Genomic DNA, 22,157 nt, shown 5'->3' with positions numbered 1-22,157 from the left:
GATCCGCTTCAGCCCCCAAAAACCAACGAATCCGATCACCAGGGCAAGAAGCGCCCTACCCGCCGCCCCTGACCTGCAAACCAATGCCCAGGGCTTTGGCCAGCGACAGCGGCAACAACAAGGTATCGAGCAGCGCGCTGGCCGGCAGGTCGACGGCGGCATAGCGCGGCGCCTCGGCACCGAAACGCTCGACCGGGCAGCACCCGCCTTGCAGTGCGTACCAGTCCAGCCGCGTGCCGGCGTAGACCACCGGCGCGCCGGGCTTGGCGGCGTCGAGGGTGCGTGCAGTGGCGCAGCCGCCCAACTGCAGGCAGGCCAGCACCAGCAGCCAGCTCGTGCGCCTAGTCATCGCCACTGTTGAGGTGGTGCTCGCCCCAGCGTGGCAGCATGTCCTGAGGGATGTTCAGGCAGTTGAGAATGCGCGCGACGACGAAGTCGACCAGATCGTCCACCGTTTGCGGCTGGTGGTAGAAGCCCGGCGAGGCAGGAAGGATGGTCACCCCCAGGTTGGAGAGTTTGAGCATGTGCTCCAGGTGAATGCTGGAATATGGCGCCTCGCGCGGCACCACGATCAGCTGACGGCGCTCCTTGAGCGTCACGTCGGCTGCGCGCTCTATCAGGTTGTTGCAGGCGCCGGTGGCGATCGCCGAAAGCGTGCCGGTGCTGCAGGGCACCACCACCATCGCGGTCGGCGAACCGGAACCGGAGGCCACCGGGGCCATCCAGTCCTCCTTGCCGTAGACACGGATCTGCCCGTCGGTGGCACCGGTGTATTCGGTGAGAAACGCCTGCATGGCCTGGGGCTTGGCCGGCAGGCTGACGTCTGTCTCGGTGGCCATTACCAGCTGCGCGGCCTTGGAGATCAGGAAGTGCACCTCACGGTCCTCGCGCACCAGACAGTCGAGCAGGCGCAAGCCGTACTGGGCGCCCGAGGCGCCGGTCATGGCCAGGGTTATGCGCTCCGGTCCGGCCACGTTCATGCCTCCAACGCCACGGCCAGCTTGCCGTGCAGGCCGCCGAAGCCGCCATTGCTCATGATTACCACCTGGGTGCCAGGCCGCACCCGCGCCTTGACCCCGGCAATGATTGCCTCCAGCGAATCGCATACTTGGGTCGGGTTGGTCGCCCCGGCAACGGTGGCGGCCAGGTCCCAGCCGAGGTTCGGCGGCGCGTACCAGAAAACCGCATCCGCCTGCTGGGCGGACTCGGCCAGCCCGTCACGGTGAGCACCAAGCTTCATGGAGTTGGAGCGCGGCTCGATGACCGCGATGATCTGCTCGTCGCCAACGCGCTTGCGCAGGCCGTCGAGGGTGGTGGCGATAGCCGTTGGGTGGTGGGCGAAATCATCGTAGATGGTCACGCCGTCTACCTCGGCGACCTTTTCCATGCGCCGCTTGGCGTTGATGAATTGGCCTAGCGCCTCGATGCCGAGCGCAGGCACCACACCAACATGGCGCGCCGCCGCCAGCACCGCCAGGGCATTGGCCACGTTGTGCTGGCCGGTCAGGCCCCAGTCGACCACGCCTTCGACCTTGCCATCGAAACTCACCTCGAAACGCGAGCCATCGCCGGCGAGCAGGCGTGCCTGCCACTGGCCGCCTGCGCCGGTGGTCTGCACCGGCGTCCAGCAGCCCATCTCGATAACCCGTGCAAGCGCCGTTTCGCTGGCCGGGTGAATGACCAGACCCTCGCTGGGAATGATCCGCACCAGGTGGTGGAACTGCCGCTCGATGGCCGCCAGATCCGGGAAAATGTCCGCGTGATCGAACTCGAGGTTGTTGAGGATCGCCGTGCGCGGGCGGTAGTGGACGAACTTGCTGCGCTTGTCGAAGAACGCGCTGTCGTATTCGTCGGCCTCGACCACGAAGAACGGCGTGTCGCCGAGGCGCGCGGAAATACCAAAGTTCTGCGGCACACCGCCGATCAGGAACCCCGGCGCCATGCCGGCGTGCTCCAGCACCCAGGCGAGCATGCTCGAACTGCTGGTTTTGCCATGAGTGCCAGCCACGGCCATCACCCAGCGGCCCTGCAGCACGTGATCGGCCAGCCATTGCGGGCCGGATACATACGGCAGGCCCTTGTTGAGCATATATTCCACCGCCGGGTTGCCGCGGCTCATGGCATTGCCCACCACAACGAGATCAGGCGCGGGTTGCAGGTGAGCGGGATCGTAGCCCTGCATCAACTCGATGCCCTGCGCCTCAAGCTGCGTGCTCATCGGCGGATAGACGTTGGCATCGGAGCCGGTAACGCGGTGGCCCAGGTCCTTGGCCAACACGGCGAGCGAACCCATAAAGGTGCCGCAAATGCCGAGAATGTGGATATGCATGAAAACCTCGAAAACAGGCGCGCCGAAGGTCGGGCGGGCCGGGCGAAAACATCGCCGCAGATTAGCACAGCAACGCCCTTGCCCCGAGCGCTAGCGGCTGCGCCAGCGCCCCGGCCGCCGCAACATCACTCAACAGCGAGTAACGCCTGTGCCCTTGCGATAAGCAGATGGCCTGCTTAAGGTGACGCCACCCTGCAACCGAGCTCTTGTCATGTGGTCGTTTAACGCCTGGCGCCGCAAGCGCATCCTCTCCCGCCATCCTGTCAGCGACGACAGCTGGGCCGTGGTGCGCCAAAGACTGCCGATTCTCGACGGGCTCAGCAACGAGGAACAGCAGCGGCTGCGCGAGCGTGCCGTGCTGTTTTTGCACAACAAGCACCTGACCACCCTGCCCGGCCTGGAGCTGGATCACGATGACCGTCTCGCCCTGGCCACACTCGCCGAATTGCCGCTGCTCGGGCTGGCTGACCTGAACTGGTACCAGGGTTTCCATGAGGTGATCCTCTACCCGGACGATTTCGTCAGCCCGCAGCGGCACCGCGACTCGGGCGGCGTCGAACACGAGTGGGACGGCGAGCACAGCGGCGAAGCCTGGCAGCAAGGCCCGGTGATCCTCGCCTGGCCCGGCGTACAGGCCAGCGGTGGCTGGGAAGGCTACAACTTGGTGATCCACGAACTGGCGCACAAACTGGACATGCTCGGCGGCGACGCCAACGGCCTGCCGCCGCTGCATCGCGACATGTCCACCCCGGATTGGGCCGCCGCGATGCAGCAGGCCTTCGACGGCATGAATGCCACGCTGGATGCCGACCCGGACGCGCAGACCGCTATCGACCCGTACGCCGCGGAAAACCCCGCCGAGTTCTTTGCGGTGACCAGCGAGTATTTCTTCAACGCCCCCGACCTGCTCGACGAGGCCTTTCCGGCTGTCTATGCGCAGTTGCGCCTGTTCTATCGGCAAGACCCGTTGGCACGTTTACGCCGCCTGCAGGTCGAACACCCGGACTATCAGGACACCGGCCCCGCCGAGCCTATTACGACCAATGGCTGTAATGGCAACGACGCGGGAATCCACCTATAATCCGGCCACTTTTTTTGGCCCACATCAGGGAGTCACCCATGAGCTACAGCAAGGTTCCGGCCGGTAAAGACCTGCCGAATGACATCTACGTCGCTATCGAGATCCCGGCCAACCACGCGCCGATCAAGTACGAAATCGATCACGACACCGACTGCCTGTTCGTCGACCGCTTCATGGCGACCCCGATGTTCTACCCGGCCAACTACGGTTTCATCCCGCACACCCTGGCCGACGATGGCGACCCCCTCGACGTGCTGGTCGTGACTCCGTACCCGGTCGCGCCAGGCTCGGTGATCCGCGCCCGTCCGGTCGGCGTGCTGTTGATGAGTGACGAAGCCGGCGGCGACGCCAAGCTGGTTGCCGTACCGCACGACAAATTGAGCGTGCTGTACCAAAACGTACAGGAATACACCGACCTGCCCCCGCTGCTGATCGAGCAGATCAAGCACTTCTTCGAGAACTATAAGGATCTGGAGAAGGGCAAGTGGGTCAAGGTCGATGGTTGGGCTGGCGCCGACGAGGCTCGCAACCTGATCAACAAGGCGGTCGCTGCTTACCAAAAATAAGTAGTTACCACCCCCTAAAAGCCGGCCACAAGCCGGCTTTTTTATTGCCTGCGATTCAACCGCGCACCAAGGTGCGAGCGAAGAACGCGAGCATCTGCTGCCAGCCGTGCTCGGCAGCTTTTTCGTCATACACGGGGAAGTCCGGCTTCATCCAGCCGTGCTTGGCCGGGTAGGTTTCCGAGCGGAAGGTCACACCAGCATCGCTCATGGCCTTCTCGAAGCGCTCGGCCATTTCCGCTGGGTAGCTGCCGTCGTGCTCGGCCGCTGCGATGTAGAGTTCAGCCTCCAGCGCGCCAGCGCAGCGGTGCGGGCTGTCGTCGGCATCGGTCGCCAAGTTGCCGCCGTGGAAACTGGCAATCGCTGCGAAGCGCTCGGGCCGAGAACCGCCTGCAGCGATCGCCATGCCGCCGCCCATGCAGAAGCCTACTGCACCAATCCGCTCGCCTTGCACGTCGCTTCGCTGATCGAGGTAGGCGAGATAAGCATCGGTGTCGGCCGCCACCTTGGCATTGCCTGTCGTCGCCATCAGCGGCCCGAGGACTGCACGGAAGTCACCCTTGAACACCTCTTTGGGATTGAACGGCCCGTAGGCGCCGTAGCGGTAATACAGATCAGGCAGCAGCACCACATAGCCTGCATCGGCCAGCCGCTGCGCCATGGCGAATTCCGCAGGGCGGATGCCGCCAGCGTCCATATAGAAGATGAGCGCCGGGCCGCCCTGCCCATCAGTTGGTGTGAACACGTGGGCCGGGCACTGGCCGTCGGGTGTGGTGATGGTGGTCTGCTCGTGAGCCATGTTGATTCTCCTGTTGGATGCCTTGCACCGTCGCCTGGCAACGGCGGGGCATAAATGAACGGGACAAGGCATTGGTCAACAGCAGGGCAGCCGAGTGCCCATGGATTTCAAGCACGACCACCCGGTACGGGCCAGAGACGCGACAGATAGACGTCAGCGGGCTGACCCGCCAAGGCCAAACGAGCAGCGAGCCTTGTGCCCGCTAATTGATGGTCGCAGCAGCTAGCCGGTCAGGTTCTCGCGAAATGTTACGCGTTGCCTTTTTATCCGGTACATGTGCTCGTCTGCGTGGCCGAGTAGCGCATCGGCGTCCTCGCCATCTGCGGGATAACAGGCCACGCCAATGCTGCAGCTCGGCATGCGCAGTGCCGCGAGCTCAGTGCTTAGCGGTTCGCCCAACGCCGCGAGTATCTGTTCCACCTTCTCGGCAACAGCCTGCGGCCCGTGCAGCTCGGTCAACAACACGGTGAACTCGTCGCCGCCCATCCGGCCCACGGTATCGGTTTCGCGTACGCAGCCTTGCAGGCGTTTGGCAATCTCGCAGAGCACCTGATCGCCTGCGGTGTGCCCATGGGTATCGTTGATTTCCTTGAAGTCGTTGATATCCAGGAACAGCAAAGCGAGCGTACTGGTATGACGATGCGCGGCGCGCAGAGCCGTCTCCAGTCGATCACGGAACAGTGCGCGGTTGGTCAGCTTGGTGAGGGGGTCATGGTGGGCGAGGAAGCGCAGTTCCTCTTCGGCATGGGCCAGGGCCGTCACATCCCGGGCAACGCCGATGCGCGCGCCGACCTCTTCGGACCAGAAGGCGGCCCAGAGGATAGAGACCACGCCGCCGTCCTTGCGGATATAGCGATTGCGGAAGTCGAAGTGAGGCTGACCGTTCATCACGCGGACAATCGACGCCTTGGTGGCGACGAGGTCCTCCGGGTGCATGTAGCCGGTGATCAGGGTGCCGGTCAGTTCATCGGCGCGGTATCCAAGCAATGCCTCGCAGGCATCGCTGACGAATACGATGCGGTTGTCCGGATCGACCACAAACACCGTGTCCAGCATCAGATGAATCAGTTTGGGATAAAGCGCTTGCAGGTCGACGGGCATAGATCGGTAGTCCGGTTCTGGTGGCTGATCATAGCCTGAACCCAGTGACGGGCGGCGAGGAAATCACGTGCATACCGGTGCGTTTCGCTTGCGCCACGGCGCCCTTGCCCATCAGCGCGAATCGACGCCACCGCGCATATGAAAAAGCCAGGGCAAGGCCCTGGCTTCGTTCACACGTCGCGTCACATCACACCGCTTTGAGGCGCAGCTCCTTGGGCATGGAGAAGGTCACGTTCTCCGGGCGGCCATCGAGTTCCTGTACGTTGCTGGCGCCCCACTCGCCAAGCTGGTCGATCACGCCACGCACCAGCACCTCGGGCGCCGAAGCGCCAGCGGTGATGCCGATACCTTTGGCACCGTCGAACCACTCGCGTTTGAGGTCGTCGGCACCGTCGATCAGATACGCCGGGGTGCCCATGCGCTCAGCCAGCTCACGCAGGCGATTGGAGTTGGAACTGTTGGGGCTGCCCACCACCAGCAGCACATCGCACTCGTTGGCCAGCTGTTTGACGGCGTCCTGACGGTTCTGCGTGGCGTAGCAGATGTCGTCCTTGCGCGGCCCGCCAATGTTGGGGAAGCGCGTGCGCAGGGCATCAATGACCTTACTGGTGTCGTCCATCGACAAGGTTGTCTGGGTCACGAAGGCCAGGGACTCGGGATCACGCACCTGCAGCTTGGCGACGTCCTCTTCATCTTCGACCAGGTAGATGGCCCCGCCATTGCTGGCGTCGTACTGGCCCATGGTGCCTTCGACTTCCGGGTGACCGGCGTGGCCGATGAGGATGCATTCGCGGCCGTCGCGGCTGTAGCGCACCACTTCCAGGTGCACCTTGGTGACTAGCGGGCAGGTGGCGTCGAACACCTTCAAGCCACGGTTGGTGGCTTCGTTGCGCACGGCCTGGGATACGCCATGGGCGCTGAAGATGACGATGACGTCATCAGGCACCTGATCCAGTTCTTCGACGAAAATCGCGCCGCGGGCACGCAGGTCCTCGACCACGAACTTGTTGTGCACCACTTCGTGACGCACGTAAATCGGCGCGCCGAACACCTCGAGGGCGCGGTTGACGATTTCGATGGCGCGGTCGACACCGGCGCAGAAACCGCGGGGATTGGCGAGTTTGATATACATGGCACGCTCGGCAAAGAAACTTGAGTGATGAGTGTATCGCGTAAGCGCCGGAGAACTTACCCGATAGACAGCGCGTTCGTGCGGAATGTCCGGCGGGATCGATGGCGCCGCTTCAGATCGCCTGGACGTCGATGATTTCGACATCGAACGTTAGCGTCTTGCCCGCCAACGGGTGGTTGAAGTCGATGGTCACCTGGGCGTCATCGAAGGCTTTGACCACACCGGGCAGCTCGGTATTGGCTGCATCGTTAAAGATCACCAGCAGCCCTTCGGACAGCTCCATATCCTGGAACTGCGAGCGCGGCATGATCTGCACGTTCTGCGGGTTGGGCTGACCGAAGCCCTGCTCCGGCAGCACGGTCACACTGCGCTTGTCGCCGGCCTTGAAGCCGTACAGCGCGGACTCGAAACCCGGCAGCAGGTTGCCGTCGCCGACCTTGAAGGTGGCCGGCTGCTTGTCGAAAGTGCTGTCAACGACATCGCCGTTGTCCAGCTTCAGCGCGAAATGCAGGGTGACCTGCCGGTCCGGGCCGATACGTACGTCAGTCACGTGCCACCTCTTCTTGCGATTTGTTACTTCTGAACATATCCAGTGCCAACAGCACGGCACCGACGGTAATTGCGCTGTCGGCGATGTTGAACGCCGGGAAATACCAGCGGTTCTGCCAGTGCACCAGAATGAAGTCGACCACATGACCGAATATCACGCGATCAACTAGATTACCCAGCGCGCCGCCGAGTACCAGTGCCAGGCCAACGGCCAGCCAGGTTTCCTCGGGTTTCAGGCGTTTCAGCCAGACCACCAGCACTGCACTGACCACGGTCGCGATCAAGGCGAACAGCCAACGCTGCCAGCCGGACTCATCGGCGAGGAAGCTGAAGGCCGCGCCGGTGTTGTAGGCCAGCGTCCAGCTGAAGAAGTCCGGAATGACCGCGATGCGCTCGTACATCGACAGGTTGTTGTCGAACCAGTATTTGGTGATCTGATCGACCACGAACACCACCACGCTCAACCATACCCAGCCAAGCTTGCCGAAGCGCGCGCTCATGAGCGGCGCTCCGCACTGCACACCAGAGCGTTACGCATGGTGGCGCACCTCGCCCTGGCCATCGATGTTGCTTACGCAACGGCCGCAGATTTCCGGGTGTTCGGCATGGCTGCCGACGTCGGCGCAGAAGTGCCAGCAACGGGCGCACTTGGTCAGCCCGGACTTGACGATCTTCAGCTTCAGCCCGGCAACTTCGGTTTGCACCGCTTCGGCTGGTGCAGCGGCCAAAGGCGCCAGAGTGGCACCTGAGGTGATCAGCACGAAACGCAATTCGTCGCCCAGACGAGCCAGGTCGCCGACCAGCGTTTCCTCGCCATACAGGGTCACTTCGGCCTGTAGATTGCCACCGATCAGCTTGGCGCTGCGCTGGTTTTCCAGTTCCTTGTTGACCGCGGTCTTGACGGCCATGACGCGATCCCAGAAGACGCGGTCCAGCTCGAAACCGGCCGGCAGTTCGCTCAGCCCCTGGTACCAGGTGTTGAGCATTACCGACTCGTTGCGTTCGCCCGGCAGGTACTGCCAGATCTCGTCCGCAGTGAACGAAAGGATCGGCGCGATCCAGCGCACCAGCGCTTCACCGATGTGGTACATGGCGGTCTGGCAGGAGCGTCGCGCCACGCTGTCAGCAGCGGTGGTGTACTGACGGTCCTTGATGATGTCGAGGTAGAAGCCACCCAGTTCCTGCACGCAGAAGTTGTGCACCTTCTGGTACACGTTCCAGAAACGGTAGCTGGTGTAGGCCTCTTCGATCTCGCGCTGCAGCAGCAGGGCGCGGTCTACCGCCCAACGGTCCAGCGCCAGCATGTCTTCCGGGGCCAGCAGGTGCTGCGCTGGATCGAAACCGCTGAGGTTGGAGAGCAGGAAGCGCGCCGTGTTGCGGATACGCCGGTAGGCGTCGGCGCTGCGCTGCAGGATCTGGTCGGAAACGGCCATCTCGCCCGAGTAATCGGTGGAGGCGACCCACAGGCGCATGATGTCGGCGCCCAGGCTGTCGATGACCTTCTGCGGGGCGACCACGTTGCCCAGCGACTTGGACTGCTTGCGGCCCTGCTCATCGACAGTGAAGCCGTGGGTCAGCAGTTCCTTGTACGGCGCGTGGCCGTCGATAGCGCAGCCGGTCAGCAAGGACGAATGGAACCAGCCACGGTGCTGGTCGGAGCCTTCCAGGTACAGATCCGCAGCCGGGCCAGTCGGGTGCGCCAGCTCGGCATGGGAGCCGCGCAGCACATGCCAGTGAGTGGTACCGGAATCGAACCAGACGTCCAGGGTGTCACGGCTCTTGTCGTACTGCCCGGCTTCGTCACCCAGCAGCTCGGCGGTGTCGAGCTTGAACCAGGCTTCGATGCCTTCCTGCTCGACGCGCTGCGCCACCTGCTCCATCAGCTCGGCGGTACGCGGGTGCAGCTCGCCGCTTTCCTTGTGCGTGAAGAACGGGATCGGTACGCCCCAGTTGCGCTGACGCGAGATGCACCAGTCAGGGCGGCCGGCGATCATGCTGTGCAGGCGCGCCTGGCCCCAGGCCGGTACGAATTGGGTTTCTTCGATGGCTGCCAGCGAGCGCTCACGCAGGGTGGAACCCTCGTTCGGCTGCTTGTCCATGCCAATGAACCACTGCGCGGTGGCGCGGTAGATCAGCGGCGTCTTGTGGCGCCAGCAGTGCATGTAGCTATGGTTGATCGCTTCGTGCTTGAGCAGCGCGCCGACTTCTTCGAGCTTGGCGACGATGGCCGGGTTGGCCTTCCAGATGAACTGGCCACCGAAGAACGGCAGCGACTCGACGTAGACGCCGTTGCTCTGCACCGGGTTGAGGATGTCGTCATTGCTCATGCCGTAGCGTTTGCAGCTGTAGAAGTCGTCCTCACCGTAGGCAGGCGCCGAGTGCACGATACCGGTGCCGGCGCCGAGCTCGACGTAATCGGCCAGATAAACCGGCGACAGGCGCTCGTAGAACGGGTGACGGAAGTTGATCAGTTCCAGCTTGGCGCCCGGCGCTGTGGCGATGACTTCGCCTTGCAGGCCGTAACGCTGCAGGCTGCCCTCGACCATTTCTTCGGCCAGCAGCAGCAGGCGATCACCGACGTCCACCAGGGCGTAGTTGAACTCCGGATGCACGTTCAGCGCCTGGTTGGCCGGGATGGTCCACGGCGTGGTGGTCCAGATGACGATGCTGGTCGGCTTGCTCAGGCTGGCCAGGCCGAACGCGGCGGCCAACTTGTCGGCGTCTTCGACCGGGAAGGCGACGTCGATAGCATCGGACTTCTTGTCTTGGTACTCGACCTCGGCCTCGGCGAGTGCCGAACCGCAATCGAAGCAGAAGTTGACCGGCTTCAGGCCCTTGAACACGAAGCCCTTCTTGACGATCTCCGCCAGGGCGCGGATTTCCCCGGCCTCGTTGGCGAAGTTCATGGTCAGGTAGGGGTTGTTCCACTCGCCCAGCACGCCGAGGCGGATGAAGTTGCCCTTCTGCTCTTCGACTTGCTCGCCGGCATAGGTGCGGCAGCGTTCGCGGGTCAGGTCTGCCGGCTGGTTCTTGCCGAAGGTGGTTTCCACCTTGTGCTCGATCGGCAGGCCATGGCAATCCCAGCCCGGCACGTAAGGGGCGTCGAAGCCGGCAATGGTCTTGGAGCGGGTGATGATGTCCTTGAGGATCTTGTTCAGCGCATGACCGATGTGAATGCTGCCGTTCGCGTAGGGCGGGCCATCGTGCAGGACGAACTTCGGCCGGTCGGCGCCAATCTCACGCAGCTTCTGATACAGACCAATGTCGTCCCAGCGCTGCAGGATTTGCGGCTCGCGCTGCGGCAGGCCGGCCTTCATCGGGAACTGGGTATCAGGAAGATTCAACGTGGCTTTATAGTCGGTCATCTCGGCTCTTCACTTAAGCGGTTGGCCGTGCCAATGGGCGCGGGCGGCGGCAATATCGGCAGCAATTGCCGTCTTCAGTGCCTCGAGTGAGGCGAAACGCTGCTCATCGCGCAGCTTGTGGTGGAATGCCACCGTCAAACGCCGGCCATACAGGTCGCCGGCAAAATCCAGCAGGTGCACCTCGAGGTGGGCGCTCCCGTCACCGGCGACGCTGGGGCGAACGCCAATGTTGGCGACGCCGGGCCATGGCCGGCCATCTATCTCGGCGCTGACCAGGTAGACCCCAGTCAACGGTGCGCGCTTGCGCTTGAGTTGCACGTTGGCGGTCGGCGCATTCAGCTGACGGCCAAGCTTCTGCCCATGCAGCACCCGCCCGACGATCCGGAACGGCCGCCCGAGCATGCGCTCGGCCAGTACGAAATCGCCACTGGCCAGAGCCTGGCGAACCCGCGTACTGCTGACCCGCTCAGCGTCGATTTCAACGGTCTTGGCGGCCTCGACGGTAAAGCCTTCGCGGCGCGCAGCCTCGGCCAGAAAGGCAAAATCGCCGGCACGGTCACAGCCGAAGCGAAAATCATCGCCCACTTCCAGGTGGCGAACCTCAAGACCGTCCAGCAAGACACGTTGCACGAATTCAGCGGCGCTCAACTCCCGCAAACGCGGGTTGAAGGCCAGGCACAGTACCCGGTCGACACCTTCGGCGGCCAACAGGGCAAGCTTGTCACGCAAGCGACTCAGACGCGCGGGCGCGCCCTTGGGATCGAAGTATTCGCGCGGCTGGGGCTCGAACAGCACCACACAGCTCGGTACGCCAAGCTCCGCCGCACGCTCACGCAGACGCGCCAGAATCGCCTGGTGGCCACGATGAACGCCGTCGAAATTACCGATGGTGGCGACACAGCCCCGATGCTGGGGCCGCAGATTATGAAGGCCTCGAACCAGCTGCATAACGCGCTTCTTGCTCACAAAGTGGGCAATTATACGCACAGCGGCTGGCGCCGGGTAGGCTGATACGGCGTTCTGTTGTCGGCGCCGCCCAGCCAAGAGGCAGCTTTATTTTTCAGCCGACCGAACGGCGGGCGAAATCGCGCAGGCGAAAACCGAGTATCCCCAATACCGCGAAGTAGCTCAGCGCCCCGGCCGCGACCAGCGCGCCGAGTCGCAACAGGCGCTGCAGCATGTTGCCGTCGCTCCAGGCCGGCATCAGCCACAGCATCCCGACCAGCACCACGACCATCACCAGCAACGCCGCCAACAGCTTGCTGGCGAACATGCCCCAGCCGGGTTGCGGCTGATAGAAGCCGCGGGCGCGCAGCTTCCAGAACAGTAGCCCGGCATTCAGGCAGGCCGCCAGACCGATCGCCAACGCCAGGCCGGCATGCGCCAGCGGAATCACGAACACGAACAGTACGTTCATCACCTGCGTCATCAGCAGGGTGAACATGGCGATGCGTACCGGCGTGCGAATGTCCTGGCGGGCGTAGAACGCGGGGGCCAGCACCTTGACCAACAGCATGCCGAGCAGCCCCACCGAATAGGCGAGCAAGGCGCGCTGAGTCATGTCGGCATCGACGGCGGTGAACTTGCCGTACTGGAACAGCGCCACCACCAGCGGCTCGGCCAGCAGCGCCAGCGCCAGGGCGCACGGCAGCGCCAGCAGCACGCACAGGCGCAGACCCCAATCGAGCAGTTTCGAATAGGCGGCGGGATCTTCAGCAGCGTGGGTCTTGGCCAGTGACGGCAGAAGGATCGTGCCCAGCGCGACGCCCAGCACACCGGCCGGCAACTCCATCAGGCGGTCGGCGTAATACATCCACGACACAGAACCCGCGACCAGAAAGGAGGCAAAGATGGTGTTGATGATCAGCGAAATCTGCGCCACCGATACACCTAGGATCGCCGGCCCCATCTGCCGCAGCACCCGCCACACGCCACTGTCGCGCAGGTTAAGACGCGGCAGCACCAGCAGGCCGATCTTGCGCAGATGCGGCAGCTGATAGAGCAACTGCAACAACCCGCCGACCAGCACCGCCCAGCCCATCGCCATGATCGGCGGGTCGAAATATGGCGTCAGGAACAGGGCAAAGAAAATCATGCTGACGTTGAGCAGCGTCGGTACGAATGCCGGCACCGCAAAGCGGTTCCAGGTGTTGAGCAGCGCGCCGACGAAGGAGGACAGCGAAATCAGCAATATATAAGGAAAGGTCACCCGCAGCAGATCGCTGGTCAGCTCAAACCGCTCGGGATTGTCGCTGAAGCCCGGCGCCGACGCCCAGACGATCCACGGCGCGGCCAGCACACCAAGCAGCGTGACCAACGCCAGCACCAGGGTCAGCTGGCCGGCTACATAGGCGACGAAGGTGCGTGTCGCCTCCTCGCCCTTCTGGGTTTTGTACTCGGCCAGAATCGGCACGAAGGCTTGGGAAAAAGCCCCTTCGGCAAAAATGCGCCGCAAAAGATTGGGCAACTTGAAGGCCACCACGAAGGCATCCGAGGCAATACCGGCGCCGAAAATCCTGGCCATTATGGTGTCGCGTACAAAACCCAGCACACGAGACAGCATGGTGATCGAGCTGACTGCGGCCAGCGACTTGAGTAGATTCATTCAGCGAAGCGCCCTGATTCAGGTTCGAAGCGTTGGTTTACGTCCTGCACGCCAACCCGGGGCGGTTGCTGCATTGCGCCAGACACAGACCACAAAAATTCCTGCGCGTGCGGCATTCACCGACACGGGCCGCGAGTGTAGAATCACCACGCCGAGAAAGCACCCTTCCCGTCCGGCAGTTCATAGTGACCGCGCAGCGATCCGCCTTGACAAGCGCATGACTCGCCTGCATGATTCGCGGCCTTATTTGTTTGCAACCCATTTTCGAGGAGCTTGACGGTGGCCAATACACCTTCTGCCAAAAAACGCGCAAAACAGGCTGAGAAGCGTCGTAGCCATAACGCCAGCCTGCGCTCCATGGTTCGTACCTACATCAAGAACGTAGTCAAGGCTATCGACGCCAAAGACCACGAGAAAGCACAAGCTGCTTACGTTCTGGCTGTGCCTGTTATCGACCGTATGGCCGACAAGGGCATCATCCACAAGAACAAGGCCGCTCGTCACAAGAGCCGCCTGAACGGTCACGTTAAAGCACTCAGCCAAGCCGCTGCTGCCTAAACGACCCGCTTCATGAAAAACCGACCCCAGGGTCGGTTTTTTATTGTCTGCAGAAAAGCCCGCCTATATTTCCACCAGAGGGCAGCTAGGCTATCAAGCACTGAACTTACCTGCCGATATTGAGGGCATTGTCGAACGCATGATGCGTGGACGAAGAATGGAATCCTGCCATGAACCTGAGAAACGTCAATATTGGAAAACGCGCAGGCCTGGCCTTTGCCATTCTCGCCACACTGATTCTAGGGCTTGGCCTGTTTGCCTTGAGCCAGATGAACCGCATGGATGCGGCCTCGGCGGAGATCCGCGAGAACTGGCTGCCATCACTTGCCACCGCCGAAGGTATTTCCACCACCCTGGGCCGCATCCGAGCCCTGACGCTGCGCAGCGTATTGCTCACCGACGAGTCCGAACGCCGTAACACCATCAGCGTGATCGACGGCTTGGTACAGAGCATTCCTGGACGATTCGACGCTTATAGCAAGCTTGTCAGCTCCGCGCAGGAGCAGGAGTTGCTCGACCAACTGCGTAAAGCCTATGACCAATACATCGGCCTGCAGCAACAGGTCGTGACAGCATCTCGGAACGGTCGCATCGACGAAGCCACGCGACTGGCCAATGGGCCGCTGACGGGTTACGCCGACGGGCTGGCCAAAGCGCTGAACAATATTTCCCAGTTCAACAACGATGGTGCACGGGACTCGACGAACGCCAGCCAGGCAGCATTCATTGCTTCAGAACGGATGGTCGTCATCACCCTCGTGATCAGCCTGGTCGTGACCATCCTGCTGGCGGTGCTACTGACCCGCAGCATTGTCGCCCCACTGCGCGAGTCGCTGAGCGTCGCCGAAGTCATTGCCGGCGGCGACTTGACTCAAACCATACGCGTGACAGGCACCGATGAGCCAGCCCGCCTGATGAGCGCCCTACAGACCATGCAGAAGAACCTGCACGCTGCCATCCAGAGCATCGCGGACTCGTCCAACCAGCTGGCATCGGCGTCGGAAGAACTGCATGCAGTCACCGAGGACTCTACTCGCGGGCTGCATCAACAGAACACCGAGATCGAACAAGCCGCCACTGCCGTCAACGAGATGACCGCTGCCGTGGAAGAAGTCGCACGCAACGCGGTAAGCACGTCCGAAGCATCACAACAGTCCACCGTCACCGCGCAGCGCGGCAGCCAGCAGGTCCGCGAAACGGTTGCCTCGATCAACCAACTCACCCAGGACGTGACCACCACCTCCAGCGAAGTGGAACAGCTGGCCGAGCGCATTCGCGAGATCAGCAAGGTGCTGGATGTGATCCGCTCGATTGCCGAGCAGACCAACCTGCTGGCGCTTAACGCCGCCATCGAAGCGGCTCGCGCCGGCGATGCGGGCCGCGGCTTTGCCGTGGTGGCCGACGAGGTACGCGCCCTGGCACATCGCACGCAACAATCGACGCAGGAAATCGAGGGCATGATTGGCGGCATCCAGAGCGGGACCGAAAAAACTGTTATCGCCATGCAGAACAGCAATGATCGGGCACGCACCACGCTGGAAGTCGCCAAGGGCGCCGGAACGGCGCTGGAGCAGATCACTGAAGCCATCGCAATGATCAACGAGCGTAACCTGGTTATCGCCAGCGCCTCGGAAGAGCAGGCGCAGGTCGCCCGGGAAGTCGATCGCAACCTTGTAAACATCCGCGACCTGTCACTGCAGACATCCGCCGGTGCCAACCAGACCAGCGCCGCCAGCCAGGAGCTGTCGCGCCTGGCCGTGGACCTCAACACGCTGGTCGCACGCTTCCGGATCTGAGCACCGGTCATGATGGGAGAGGGTGCGCGGGCACACGCCCTCGCACCCGAGCGCAATGTAACGGGCACTGAAAGCCTGTCGCATGCCGGAGGATTTAGCGCGCTTGCGCCCAGGGCAGAATCGGGATGGCAGTTACCGCATTCTGCGGGCTGCCTTCGATGATGCGGTCACTGTAGACCAGATACACCAGGGTGTTGCGTTTCTCATCGAAAAAGCGCACGACCTGCATGGTCTTGAACACCAGCGACGTGCGCTCGCGGAACACCTCTTCGCCGTCCTTGAGTTCGCCCGAGAAGCTGATGGCTCCGACCTGGCGGCAGGCAATCGACGCCTCGGCGCGATCCTCGGCCAAACCGAGACCGCCCTTCACGCCGCCGGTCTTGGCGCGCGACAGGTAGCAGGTCACACCCGCCACCTTGGGGTCATCGAATGCCTCGACCACTATCTTGTCGTTCGGCCCCACCCACTTGAACACGGTGGAGACCTGCCCGATCTCTTCGGCCGCAGCACCGAGCGGCAACGCCATCATCGCCGCGGCAATCAAAAGAAGCCTACGCATCGCCACCTTCCTCACAGTCAGACCAGAATCAGATTGTCGCGATGCACCAACTCGGGCTCGTCGACGTAGCCCAGCAGCCGCTCGATTTCATCCGAAGGGCGGCCGATGATTTTCTGCGCTTCCAACGCACTGTAGTTGGCCAGGCCGCGAGCGACCTCACGACCATCCGCAGCCACGCAGACCACCATCTCACCGCGACGGAAACTGCCTTGCACGGCTTTCACACCCACCGGCAGCAGGCTCTTGCGATCCGAAGCCAGCGCATTGACCGCACCGGCGTCGAGCACCAGCGTGCCGCGGGTTTGCAAATGCCCGGCCAGCCACTGCTTGCGCGCAGCGAGCATGCCGCGCTCGGGAATCAGCAAGGTGCCCAGCAGCTCGCCCGCCTTAAGCCGGGCCAGCACCTGCTCGATGGCGCCGCCAACAATCACAGTGTGCGCGCCGGAGCGTGCTGCCAGTCGCGCAGCACGCAGCTTGGTCTGCATGCCGCCACGCCCCAGCGCACCACCCACCCCACCGGCCACGGCATCAAGCGCCGGATCATCGGCACGCGCTTCATGAATCAACTGGGCATTGGGATTGTTGCGCGGGTCGGCGTCGAACATGCCGTCGCGGTCGGTGAGGATCACCAGCAGATCGGCTTCCACCAGGTTGGCAACCAGCGCCGCCAGGGTGTCGTTGTCACCGAAACGGATGCCGTCGGTCACCACGGTGTCGTTCTCGTTGATCACTGGCACCACATCGAGATCGACCAGCGTACGCAGCGTGCTGCGTGCGTTCAGGTAGCGCTTGCGATCGGACAGGTCGTCGTGCGTCAGCAGCACCTGCGCAGTGCGCCGGCCGTGCTCGGCAAAGCTCGACTCCCAGGCCTGCACCAATCCCATCTGACCGATGGCAGCGGCCGCCTGCAATTCGTGAATGGCGCTCGGGCGGACGGTCCAGCCGAGGCGACTCATACCGGCCGCAACCGCGCCGGACGACACCAACACCAACTCCACGCCCTGCGCTCGCAGCGCAACCATCTGCTCGACCCACACCGCCATGGCGGCGCGGTCCAACCCTTTGCCATCGGCGGTCAGCAAAGCACTGCCGATCTTCACCACCCAGCGCTGCGCACCACTTACCTTGTCACGCATGTTTTCCAACCCTAGCCAGAAGCACACTATCGCCAGCCGTCGCCGGCGGCCACGCTCAGAACCTACAAAAACGCCGCTATAAAGCGGCGTCTGTCGTCCAATCAATCCCGGACGTAAATGATTTCCGGGCCGTCCTCTTCATCTTCCTGATCCCAGAAGCTGTCGTCTTCATCGACATCAGCAACAGCCCGCACGCCGGTGCGGCGCAAGGCGCGCTTGTCATCCAGCGCCTGCAACTGGGCACGCGCCTCATCTTCGATACGCGTATCGAGCTCGGCCAGCTCAGCGGCATATTCCGGGTTTTCCTGAATGCGCTCAGCGCGCGCTTCGAGGAAGTCCATGATGTCGTAGCACAGCTGCTCGGTACCTTCGCGCGCCAGCGCAGAGACTACGTACACGGGGCCCGTCCACTCGATCCGCGCGACAATCTCAGCGACCCGTGCCTGTTGCTCCTCATCGAGCATCTGGTCGGCCTTGTTGAGCACCAGCCAACGCTCGCGCTCAGCCAGCGACGGGCTGAACTTGGTCAGTTCGGCAACGATGGTAGCCGCGGCCTCAGCGGGATCGGTCAGATCCAGCGGCGCCATGTCGACGAGGTGCAGCAGCAAGCGAGTACGTGACAAATGCTTAAGGAAGCGAATACCCAGGCCCGCACCGTCGGAAGCCCCCTCGATCAGCCCTGGAATGTCGGCGACCACGAAACTCTTGTAGCGATCAACACTGACCACACCCAGGTTCGGGATCAACGTGGTAAAGGGATAGTCGGCAACCTTCGGCTTGGCAGCCGAAACCGCACGGATAAAGGTACTCTTGCCCGCATTCGGCAGGCCAAGCAGGCCGACGTCCGCCAGCACTTTCAGCTCCAGCTTGAGGTCACGCGCATCGCCTGGCTTACCTGGCGTGGTCTGCCGCGGCGCACGGTTGGTGCTGGATTTGAAGCGCGTATTGCCGAGACCATGCCAGCCACCTTGCGCGACCAACAGGCGCTGCCCGGCCCTGGTCAGGTCGCCAATCACTTCCTGGGTACCGGCATCGATCACCGTGGTACCAATCGGCACCGGCAAGATCAGGTCCTCGCCTTTCGCCCCGGTGCAATCGGTGCTGCCACCCTTATCACCATTCGGCGCCTGGAAGCGACGGGTATAACGGTAGTCCACCAACGTATTGAGGTTGGCGGCAGCCTCGATATAAATCGAGCCGCCGTCACCACCATCACCGCCGTTGGGGCCACCGTTCTCGATGAACTTCTCACGACGGAAGCTCATCATGCCGTTGCCACCATCACCAGCTTTTACAGAAATCGATACTTCATCGACGAATTTCATGGGTACGCCTCCCGCCTAAAACGCGGGTCACTGAAACAAGGAACACCGGGTGCTTGCAAAATTGCCCTGAAACCGCCCGCAATTACCCCAGGACAGTTTGGCAAGAACCCACGCACGCGCAACCTGATGCTTTTCGGATAGAAAAGCAAAAACACCACGCTAGGATACAGAAACAAAAAAGCCCCGTCGCAGGACGGGGCTTTTCCAGCAACTTCGCGATTAGGCCGCGACGACGCTCACGTAACGACGACCGAAGGCGCCTTTTACTTCAAACTTGATCACGCCTTCGATTTTCGCGAAGAGGGTGTGATCCTTACCCATGCCAACGCCATAACCGGCGTGGAACTGGGTGCCGCGCTGACGCACGATGATGTTGCCAGGAATGATTTTCTGGCCGCCATACATCTTCACGCCAAGGCGTTTGGCTTCTGAGTCGCGACCGTTGCGGGTACTACCGCCAGCTTTTTTGTGTGCCATGAGTTCAATACTCCTATAAAGGGCTCAGACGAGACGAATCAGGCCTGAATACCGGTGATTTTGATCTCAGTGAACCACTGACGGTGGCCCTGACGCTTCATGTGGTGCTTACGACGGCGGAACTTGATGATGGTGACTTTATCGTGACGACCTTGCGAAACGACTTCAGCCGACACCGTGGCGCCCTCGATGACCGGACCACCGATGGTCACGTCGTCACCGTTGCCGATCAGCAACACGCGGTCGAAAGTAACGGCTTCGCCAGTGGCGATTTCCAGTTTCTCGACCTTGAGGTATTCGCCTTCGGTGACTTTGTATTGCTTGCCACCGGTTACAATTACTGCGTACATGGTAAATCTCCGTTAATCCTGCTCACCCAGCGCTTTATAGGGATAAGTGTCGGCTGGCATGGCTGCTTGGGGCCTAAAGGACACCCTTGCAATTGCGTAAGGCAGGGAAATACCCAGGGGGAAGTTCAGGGTGCGCGATTGTACGCAAGCACCCGAAGTGGCGCAAGCGCCGCGAGCAACCGCCTCGACAGCCTGCCCCATGCGCAGCGAGCCAGTCGCATTCTGCAAAGCCCGGGGCGGCCCTTCGGCTTGCGCTGAAACGCCAACAGCCCCTAACATGCCGCGCAATCTAGAAGGAGCACGTGTCGCTGATGCAACCCCAGGCTTTTTACAGTGTGGTAGCGGATGATTTCACCGCCGTGGACGGCATTATTCGTCAACAGCTGGTTTCCCGCGTCCCGCTGGTCGAGAAGATCGGCGACTACATCATTTCCGCCGGCGGCAAGCGCCTGCGCCCGCTGCTGGTGCTGCTCAGTGGCAAGGCTCTGGGCCTGAACGATGACCGGCTGCGCCTTTTGGCCGCCACCATCGAATTCCTGCACACCGCCACCCTGCTGCATGACGACGTGGTCGACATGTCCGACATGCGCCGTGGCCGCACTACCGCCAACGCCCAATGGGGCAATGCGCCAAGCGTCCTGGTGGGCGACTTCCTGTATTCCCGCTCGTTCGAAATGATGGTCGAGCTCGGCTGCATGCCGGTGATGAAGATTCTCGCCAAGGCCACCCGAGTGATCGCCGAAGGCGAAGTGCTGCAGTTGACCAAGATCCGCGACGCCAGCACCAGCGAAGAAACCTACATGGAAGTCATCCGCGGCAAGACCGCCATGTTGTTCGAAGCGTCGACCCAGAGCGCTGCCGCACTGGCCAACGCCACCCCCGAACAGAACGAAGCGCTGCGCACCTTCGGTGATCATCTGGGCGTTGCCTTTCAACTGGTCGATGACCTGCTCGACTATAAAGGCGACGCCGCCACCCTGGGCAAGAACGTCGGCGACGACCTGGCTGAAGGCAAACCCACCCTGCCGCTGATCTACACCATGCGCGAGGGCAAGCCCGAGCAAGCCGCGCTGGTGCGCCAGGCGATTCAGAAAGGCGGCCTGGAAGACCTAGAAAGCATCCGCAACGCGGTGGAAGCCGCCGGTGCGCTGGATTACACCGCCAACCTGGCACGTGACTACGCGGAGCGTGCCATCGCCTGCCTGGAGGTCCTGCCCGCCAGCCAATACCGCGACGCTCTGGTGGAGCTCAGCCACTTCGCTGTTGCACGCACTCACTAAGCTCCGCAGGCTGCGAAAAGCCCGTCCCCGTGACGGGCTTTTTTGTGCCTGCGATTTTTTATGGGCAGACGTTCCGTCAGCTAAAGGCTGAACCGTACCTGCTGCCGGATCGACGAAAGGGACCGATTAATCCTTGCTATTAACGTAATAAGAATTATTCTCATATCAACCACTAAGCAGGGAGATATGAGCATGACTTACTTGATAGACGCCTGGCTGGATCGCCCTCACCCGTATCTGCGCATCCTCCACCGGGAAACAGGCGAAGTGTGCGCTGTGCTCGAGGAAGACGCATTGGATGAGCTGCGCAAACAGGGTGATCTGGACTTGCATGAGCTGAATTCCAGCGAGCCGCTGGTGCTCAAGGAGCTGGTCCGCAGCCTGTTCCTGTACTGCTATTCACGAGCCTTGCGCCCGTGACAGGTAACGGCCGCCTCGCCATGAAGAGCAAGGCGGCGCAGCGACCTGATAACAGGCGCTGCGCAGTTGATACTTACAGGATGTCCAGCAGCTCTACATCAAACACCAGCACGCTGTGCGGTGGGATGCTGCCAACGCCCTGAGCGCCGTAAGCCAGCTCGCTCGGTACGTACAGGCGCCATTTGCTGCCAGTGCCCATCAGCTGCAGAGCCTCGGTCCAGCCAGCGATTACGCCACCAACCGGAAACTCGGCTGGCTGGCCACGCTCGTAGGAGCTGTCGAAAACGCTGCCGTCGATCAGGGTGCCATGGTAGTGAGTGCGCACGCTGTCTTCGCGCGATGGCTTGGCGCCCTCGCCTGCGGTCAGCACTTCGTACTGCAACCCGGACGCCAGCACGGTGATGCCGTCACGTTTGGCGTTTTCCGCCAGGAAGGCCAGGCCAGCCCCGGCAGCCGCGTCGGCTTTGGCCTTGGCTTCGGCCTGCATGACATCACGGATCACCTGGAAGCTGGCCGACAGTTCGGCTTCGCCGACACGGCTTTGCTGACCGGCGAAGGCATCGGCCAGACCAGCCAGAACGGCGTCGAGGCTAACGCCGGGCGGCGGGTTGTCGCGCAGCTGGCCACCGAGTTGACGGCCGATGCCGTAGCTGACGCGTGCTTCGTCAGTAGAAAGGTTGAGTTCGGACATATCGCCGCTCCGCAAGCTGGAAAAAAGGCCGGCTAGCCTAT

General features: G+C 62.3%; 23 protein-coding genes. 6 read left to right on the top strand and 17 right to left on the bottom strand.

The window, feature by feature from the left end; genetic code table 11:
• Positions 1 to 55: 55 nt before the first annotated feature.
• Genes BLS60_RS18900 through mpl form a run of 3 tightly spaced genes read right to left on the bottom strand, consistent with a single transcriptional unit; the run spans position 56 to position 2,329 of the window.
• The gene (locus BLS60_RS18900) at positions 56 to 349 is read right to left on the bottom strand and encodes a YceK/YidQ family lipoprotein (RefSeq protein ID WP_092371114.1); all 294 of its coding nucleotides are present in this window, start codon (positions 347 to 349) and stop codon (positions 56 to 58) included.
• Entirely contained in the window at positions 342 to 974 is a 633-nt protein-coding gene (gene ubiX, locus BLS60_RS18895; protein WP_164090966.1) for a flavin prenyltransferase UbiX, read from the bottom strand. The genes BLS60_RS18900 and ubiX overlap by 8 nt, the downstream gene beginning before the upstream one ends.
• A 2-nt stretch (positions 975 to 976) precedes the next feature.
• A complete protein-coding gene (mpl, locus tag BLS60_RS18890; protein WP_092371111.1) occupies positions 977 to 2,329 on the bottom strand; it encodes a UDP-N-acetylmuramate:L-alanyl-gamma-D-glutamyl-meso-diaminopimelate ligase in 1,353 nt (450 codons plus the stop codon).
• Positions 2,330 to 2,540: 211 nt separating this feature from the next.
• Here mpl and BLS60_RS18885 point away from each other — a divergent pair, with 211 nt between their 5' ends.
• Both BLS60_RS18885 and ppa read left to right on the top strand, forming a co-directional pair.
• Positions 2,541 to 3,410 (top strand): M90 family metallopeptidase, encoded by an 870-nt coding sequence (locus BLS60_RS18885; protein WP_092371108.1) that lies wholly within the window; start codon positions 2,541 to 2,543, stop codon positions 3,408 to 3,410.
• A 38-nt stretch (positions 3,411 to 3,448) separates the two neighbouring features.
• On the top strand, positions 3,449 to 3,976 hold the full coding sequence (gene ppa, locus BLS60_RS18880) for an inorganic diphosphatase (protein ID WP_092371105.1): 528 nt from the start codon (positions 3,449 to 3,451) through the stop codon (positions 3,974 to 3,976).
• Positions 3,977 to 4,031: 55 nt separating this feature from the next.
• Here the strand turns inward: ppa and BLS60_RS18875 are convergent, their stop codons facing one another.
• The 8 genes from BLS60_RS18875 to murJ form a co-directional block, all read right to left on the bottom strand.
• Positions 4,032 to 4,772 carry a dienelactone hydrolase family protein gene (locus BLS60_RS18875; RefSeq protein ID WP_092371102.1) on the bottom strand — a complete coding sequence of 247 codons (741 nt, stop codon included), beginning with the start codon at positions 4,770 to 4,772 and terminating at the stop codon, positions 4,032 to 4,034.
• Between the two features lie 222 nt (positions 4,773 to 4,994).
• Positions 4,995 to 5,873: a sensor domain-containing diguanylate cyclase gene (locus BLS60_RS18870; protein ID WP_092371099.1), complete on the bottom strand. Its 879-nt coding sequence runs from the start codon at positions 5,871 to 5,873 to the stop codon at positions 4,995 to 4,997.
• Between the two features lie 187 nt (positions 5,874 to 6,060).
• Positions 6,061 to 7,005 carry a 4-hydroxy-3-methylbut-2-enyl diphosphate reductase gene (gene ispH / locus BLS60_RS18865; RefSeq protein ID WP_092371096.1) on the bottom strand — a complete coding sequence of 315 codons (945 nt, stop codon included), beginning with the start codon at positions 7,003 to 7,005 and terminating at the stop codon, positions 6,061 to 6,063.
• A gap of 112 nt (positions 7,006 to 7,117) precedes the next feature.
• Positions 7,118 to 7,555 (bottom strand): FKBP-type peptidyl-prolyl cis-trans isomerase, encoded by a 438-nt coding sequence (locus tag BLS60_RS18860; protein WP_070882697.1) that lies wholly within the window; start codon positions 7,553 to 7,555, stop codon positions 7,118 to 7,120.
• Positions 7,548 to 8,054, bottom strand: a complete 507-nt coding sequence (gene lspA, locus BLS60_RS18855) for a signal peptidase II (protein ID WP_070882696.1) — start codon at positions 8,052 to 8,054, stop codon at positions 7,548 to 7,550. Before lspA ends, BLS60_RS18860 begins: the two co-directional genes overlap by 8 nt.
• Before the next feature lie 30 nt (positions 8,055 to 8,084).
• The gene (ileS, locus tag BLS60_RS18850; RefSeq protein WP_092371093.1) at positions 8,085 to 10,919 is read right to left on the bottom strand and encodes an isoleucine--tRNA ligase; all 2,835 of its coding nucleotides are present in this window, start codon (positions 10,917 to 10,919) and stop codon (positions 8,085 to 8,087) included.
• A 9-nt stretch (positions 10,920 to 10,928) separates the two neighbouring features.
• Positions 10,929 to 11,867 carry a bifunctional riboflavin kinase/FAD synthetase gene (ribF, locus tag BLS60_RS18845; protein ID WP_070882694.1) on the bottom strand — a complete coding sequence of 313 codons (939 nt, stop codon included), beginning with the start codon at positions 11,865 to 11,867 and terminating at the stop codon, positions 10,929 to 10,931.
• Between the two features lie 112 nt (positions 11,868 to 11,979).
• The gene (gene murJ / locus BLS60_RS18840; protein ID WP_092371090.1) at positions 11,980 to 13,524 is read right to left on the bottom strand and encodes a murein biosynthesis integral membrane protein MurJ; all 1,545 of its coding nucleotides are present in this window, start codon (positions 13,522 to 13,524) and stop codon (positions 11,980 to 11,982) included.
• A 279-nt stretch (positions 13,525 to 13,803) separates the two neighbouring features.
• Here murJ and rpsT point away from each other — a divergent pair, with 279 nt between their 5' ends.
• Complete coding sequence (gene rpsT, locus BLS60_RS18830) at positions 13,804 to 14,082, top strand: 30S ribosomal protein S20 (RefSeq protein ID WP_070882692.1); 279 nt, start codon at positions 13,804 to 13,806, stop codon at positions 14,080 to 14,082.
• A 170-nt stretch (positions 14,083 to 14,252) separates the two neighbouring features.
• Positions 14,253 to 15,878 carry a methyl-accepting chemotaxis protein gene (locus BLS60_RS18825; RefSeq protein WP_092371087.1) on the top strand — a complete coding sequence of 542 codons (1,626 nt, stop codon included), beginning with the start codon at positions 14,253 to 14,255 and terminating at the stop codon, positions 15,876 to 15,878.
• Between the two features lie 94 nt (positions 15,879 to 15,972).
• Here BLS60_RS18825 and BLS60_RS18820 read toward each other — a convergent pair whose 3' ends face one another.
• From BLS60_RS18820 to rplU, 5 genes are all read right to left on the bottom strand, one after another.
• Positions 15,973 to 16,437: a CreA family protein gene (locus BLS60_RS18820; RefSeq protein ID WP_070882690.1), complete on the bottom strand. Its 465-nt coding sequence runs from the start codon at positions 16,435 to 16,437 to the stop codon at positions 15,973 to 15,975.
• 17 nt (positions 16,438 to 16,454) lie between these two features.
• Positions 16,455 to 17,573, bottom strand: a complete 1,119-nt coding sequence (gene proB / locus BLS60_RS18815) for a glutamate 5-kinase (RefSeq protein ID WP_070882689.1) — start codon at positions 17,571 to 17,573, stop codon at positions 16,455 to 16,457.
• Between the two features lie 101 nt (positions 17,574 to 17,674).
• The gene (gene cgtA / locus BLS60_RS18810; protein WP_092371084.1) at positions 17,675 to 18,898 is read right to left on the bottom strand and encodes an Obg family GTPase CgtA; all 1,224 of its coding nucleotides are present in this window, start codon (positions 18,896 to 18,898) and stop codon (positions 17,675 to 17,677) included.
• 219 nt (positions 18,899 to 19,117) lie between these two features.
• On the bottom strand, positions 19,118 to 19,375 hold the full coding sequence (gene rpmA, locus BLS60_RS18805; protein ID WP_042556305.1) for a 50S ribosomal protein L27: 258 nt from the start codon (positions 19,373 to 19,375) through the stop codon (positions 19,118 to 19,120).
• Between the two features lie 38 nt (positions 19,376 to 19,413).
• Positions 19,414 to 19,725, bottom strand: coding sequence for a 50S ribosomal protein L21 (gene rplU / locus BLS60_RS18800; RefSeq protein ID WP_070882687.1), 312 nt, complete (start codon positions 19,723 to 19,725; stop codon positions 19,414 to 19,416).
• A gap of 311 nt (positions 19,726 to 20,036) precedes the next feature.
• On the opposite strand from rplU, the gene BLS60_RS18795 reads away from it, so the two are divergent.
• Together BLS60_RS18795 and BLS60_RS18790 are read left to right on the top strand one after the other, a co-directional pair.
• Entirely contained in the window at positions 20,037 to 21,005 is a 969-nt protein-coding gene (locus BLS60_RS18795) for a polyprenyl synthetase family protein (protein ID WP_092371081.1), read from the top strand.
• Positions 21,006 to 21,197: 192 nt separating this feature from the next.
• Positions 21,198 to 21,425 (top strand): PA4570 family protein, encoded by a 228-nt coding sequence (locus BLS60_RS18790; protein ID WP_070882825.1) that lies wholly within the window; start codon positions 21,198 to 21,200, stop codon positions 21,423 to 21,425.
• Between the two features lie 73 nt (positions 21,426 to 21,498).
• On the opposite strand, the gene BLS60_RS18785 is transcribed toward BLS60_RS18790, so the two are convergent.
• Positions 21,499 to 22,116, bottom strand: a complete 618-nt coding sequence (locus tag BLS60_RS18785; RefSeq protein WP_092371078.1) for a BamJ family beta-barrel-assembly machinery protein — start codon at positions 22,114 to 22,116, stop codon at positions 21,499 to 21,501.
• Positions 22,117 to 22,157 lie beyond the last annotated feature (41 nt).

It is taken from the genome of Phytopseudomonas seleniipraecipitans (assembly GCF_900102335.1).
Taxonomy (GTDB): Bacteria; Pseudomonadota; Gammaproteobacteria; order Pseudomonadales; family Pseudomonadaceae; genus Aquipseudomonas; species Aquipseudomonas seleniipraecipitans.
The sequence above is the reverse complement of the archived record's forward strand: the minus strand, read 5'-3'. Positions and strand labels throughout refer to the sequence as shown.

Excerpts from the sequence above, each read along its gene's own strand:
- BLS60_RS18900 (WP_092371114.1), bottom strand. The coding sequence starts at position 349 with ATGACTAGGCGCACGAGCTGGCTGCTGGTGCTGGCCTGCCTGCAGTTG.
- mpl (WP_092371111.1), bottom strand. The coding sequence starts at position 2,329 with ATGCATATCCACATTCTCGGCATTTGCGGCACCTTTATGGGTTCGCTC.
- BLS60_RS18885 (WP_092371108.1), top strand. The coding sequence starts at position 2,541 with ATGTGGTCGTTTAACGCCTGGCGCCGCAAGCGCATCCTCTCCCGCCAT.
- ppa (WP_092371105.1), top strand. The coding sequence starts at position 3,449 with ATGAGCTACAGCAAGGTTCCGGCCGGTAAAGACCTGCCGAATGACATC.
- BLS60_RS18875 (WP_092371102.1), bottom strand. The coding sequence starts at position 4,772 with ATGGCTCACGAGCAGACCACCATCACCACACCCGACGGCCAGTGCCCG.
- BLS60_RS18870 (WP_092371099.1), bottom strand. The coding sequence starts at position 5,873 with ATGCCCGTCGACCTGCAAGCGCTTTATCCCAAACTGATTCATCTGATG.
- ispH (WP_092371096.1), bottom strand. The coding sequence starts at position 7,005 with ATGTATATCAAACTCGCCAATCCCCGCGGTTTCTGCGCCGGTGTCGAC.
- lspA (WP_070882696.1), bottom strand. The coding sequence starts at position 8,054 with ATGAGCGCGCGCTTCGGCAAGCTTGGCTGGGTATGGTTGAGCGTGGTG.
- ileS (WP_092371093.1), bottom strand. The coding sequence starts at position 10,919 with ATGACCGACTATAAAGCCACGTTGAATCTTCCTGATACCCAGTTCCCG.
- ribF (WP_070882694.1), bottom strand. The coding sequence starts at position 11,867 with ATGCAGCTGGTTCGAGGCCTTCATAATCTGCGGCCCCAGCATCGGGGC.
- murJ (WP_092371090.1), bottom strand. The coding sequence starts at position 13,524 with ATGAATCTACTCAAGTCGCTGGCCGCAGTCAGCTCGATCACCATGCTG.
- BLS60_RS18825 (WP_092371087.1), top strand. The coding sequence starts at position 14,253 with ATGAACCTGAGAAACGTCAATATTGGAAAACGCGCAGGCCTGGCCTTT.
- BLS60_RS18820 (WP_070882690.1), bottom strand. The coding sequence starts at position 16,437 with ATGCGTAGGCTTCTTTTGATTGCCGCGGCGATGATGGCGTTGCCGCTC.
- proB (WP_070882689.1), bottom strand. The coding sequence starts at position 17,573 with ATGCGTGACAAGGTAAGTGGTGCGCAGCGCTGGGTGGTGAAGATCGGC.
- cgtA (WP_092371084.1), bottom strand. The coding sequence starts at position 18,898 with ATGAAATTCGTCGATGAAGTATCGATTTCTGTAAAAGCTGGTGATGGT.
- rpmA (WP_042556305.1), bottom strand. The coding sequence starts at position 19,375 with ATGGCACACAAAAAAGCTGGCGGTAGTACCCGCAACGGTCGCGACTCA.
- rplU (WP_070882687.1), bottom strand. The coding sequence starts at position 19,725 with ATGTACGCAGTAATTGTAACCGGTGGCAAGCAATACAAAGTCACCGAA.
- BLS60_RS18795 (WP_092371081.1), top strand. The coding sequence starts at position 20,037 with ATGCAACCCCAGGCTTTTTACAGTGTGGTAGCGGATGATTTCACCGCC.
- BLS60_RS18790 (WP_070882825.1), top strand. The coding sequence starts at position 21,198 with ATGACTTACTTGATAGACGCCTGGCTGGATCGCCCTCACCCGTATCTG.
- BLS60_RS18785 (WP_092371078.1), bottom strand. The coding sequence starts at position 22,116 with ATGTCCGAACTCAACCTTTCTACTGACGAAGCACGCGTCAGCTACGGC.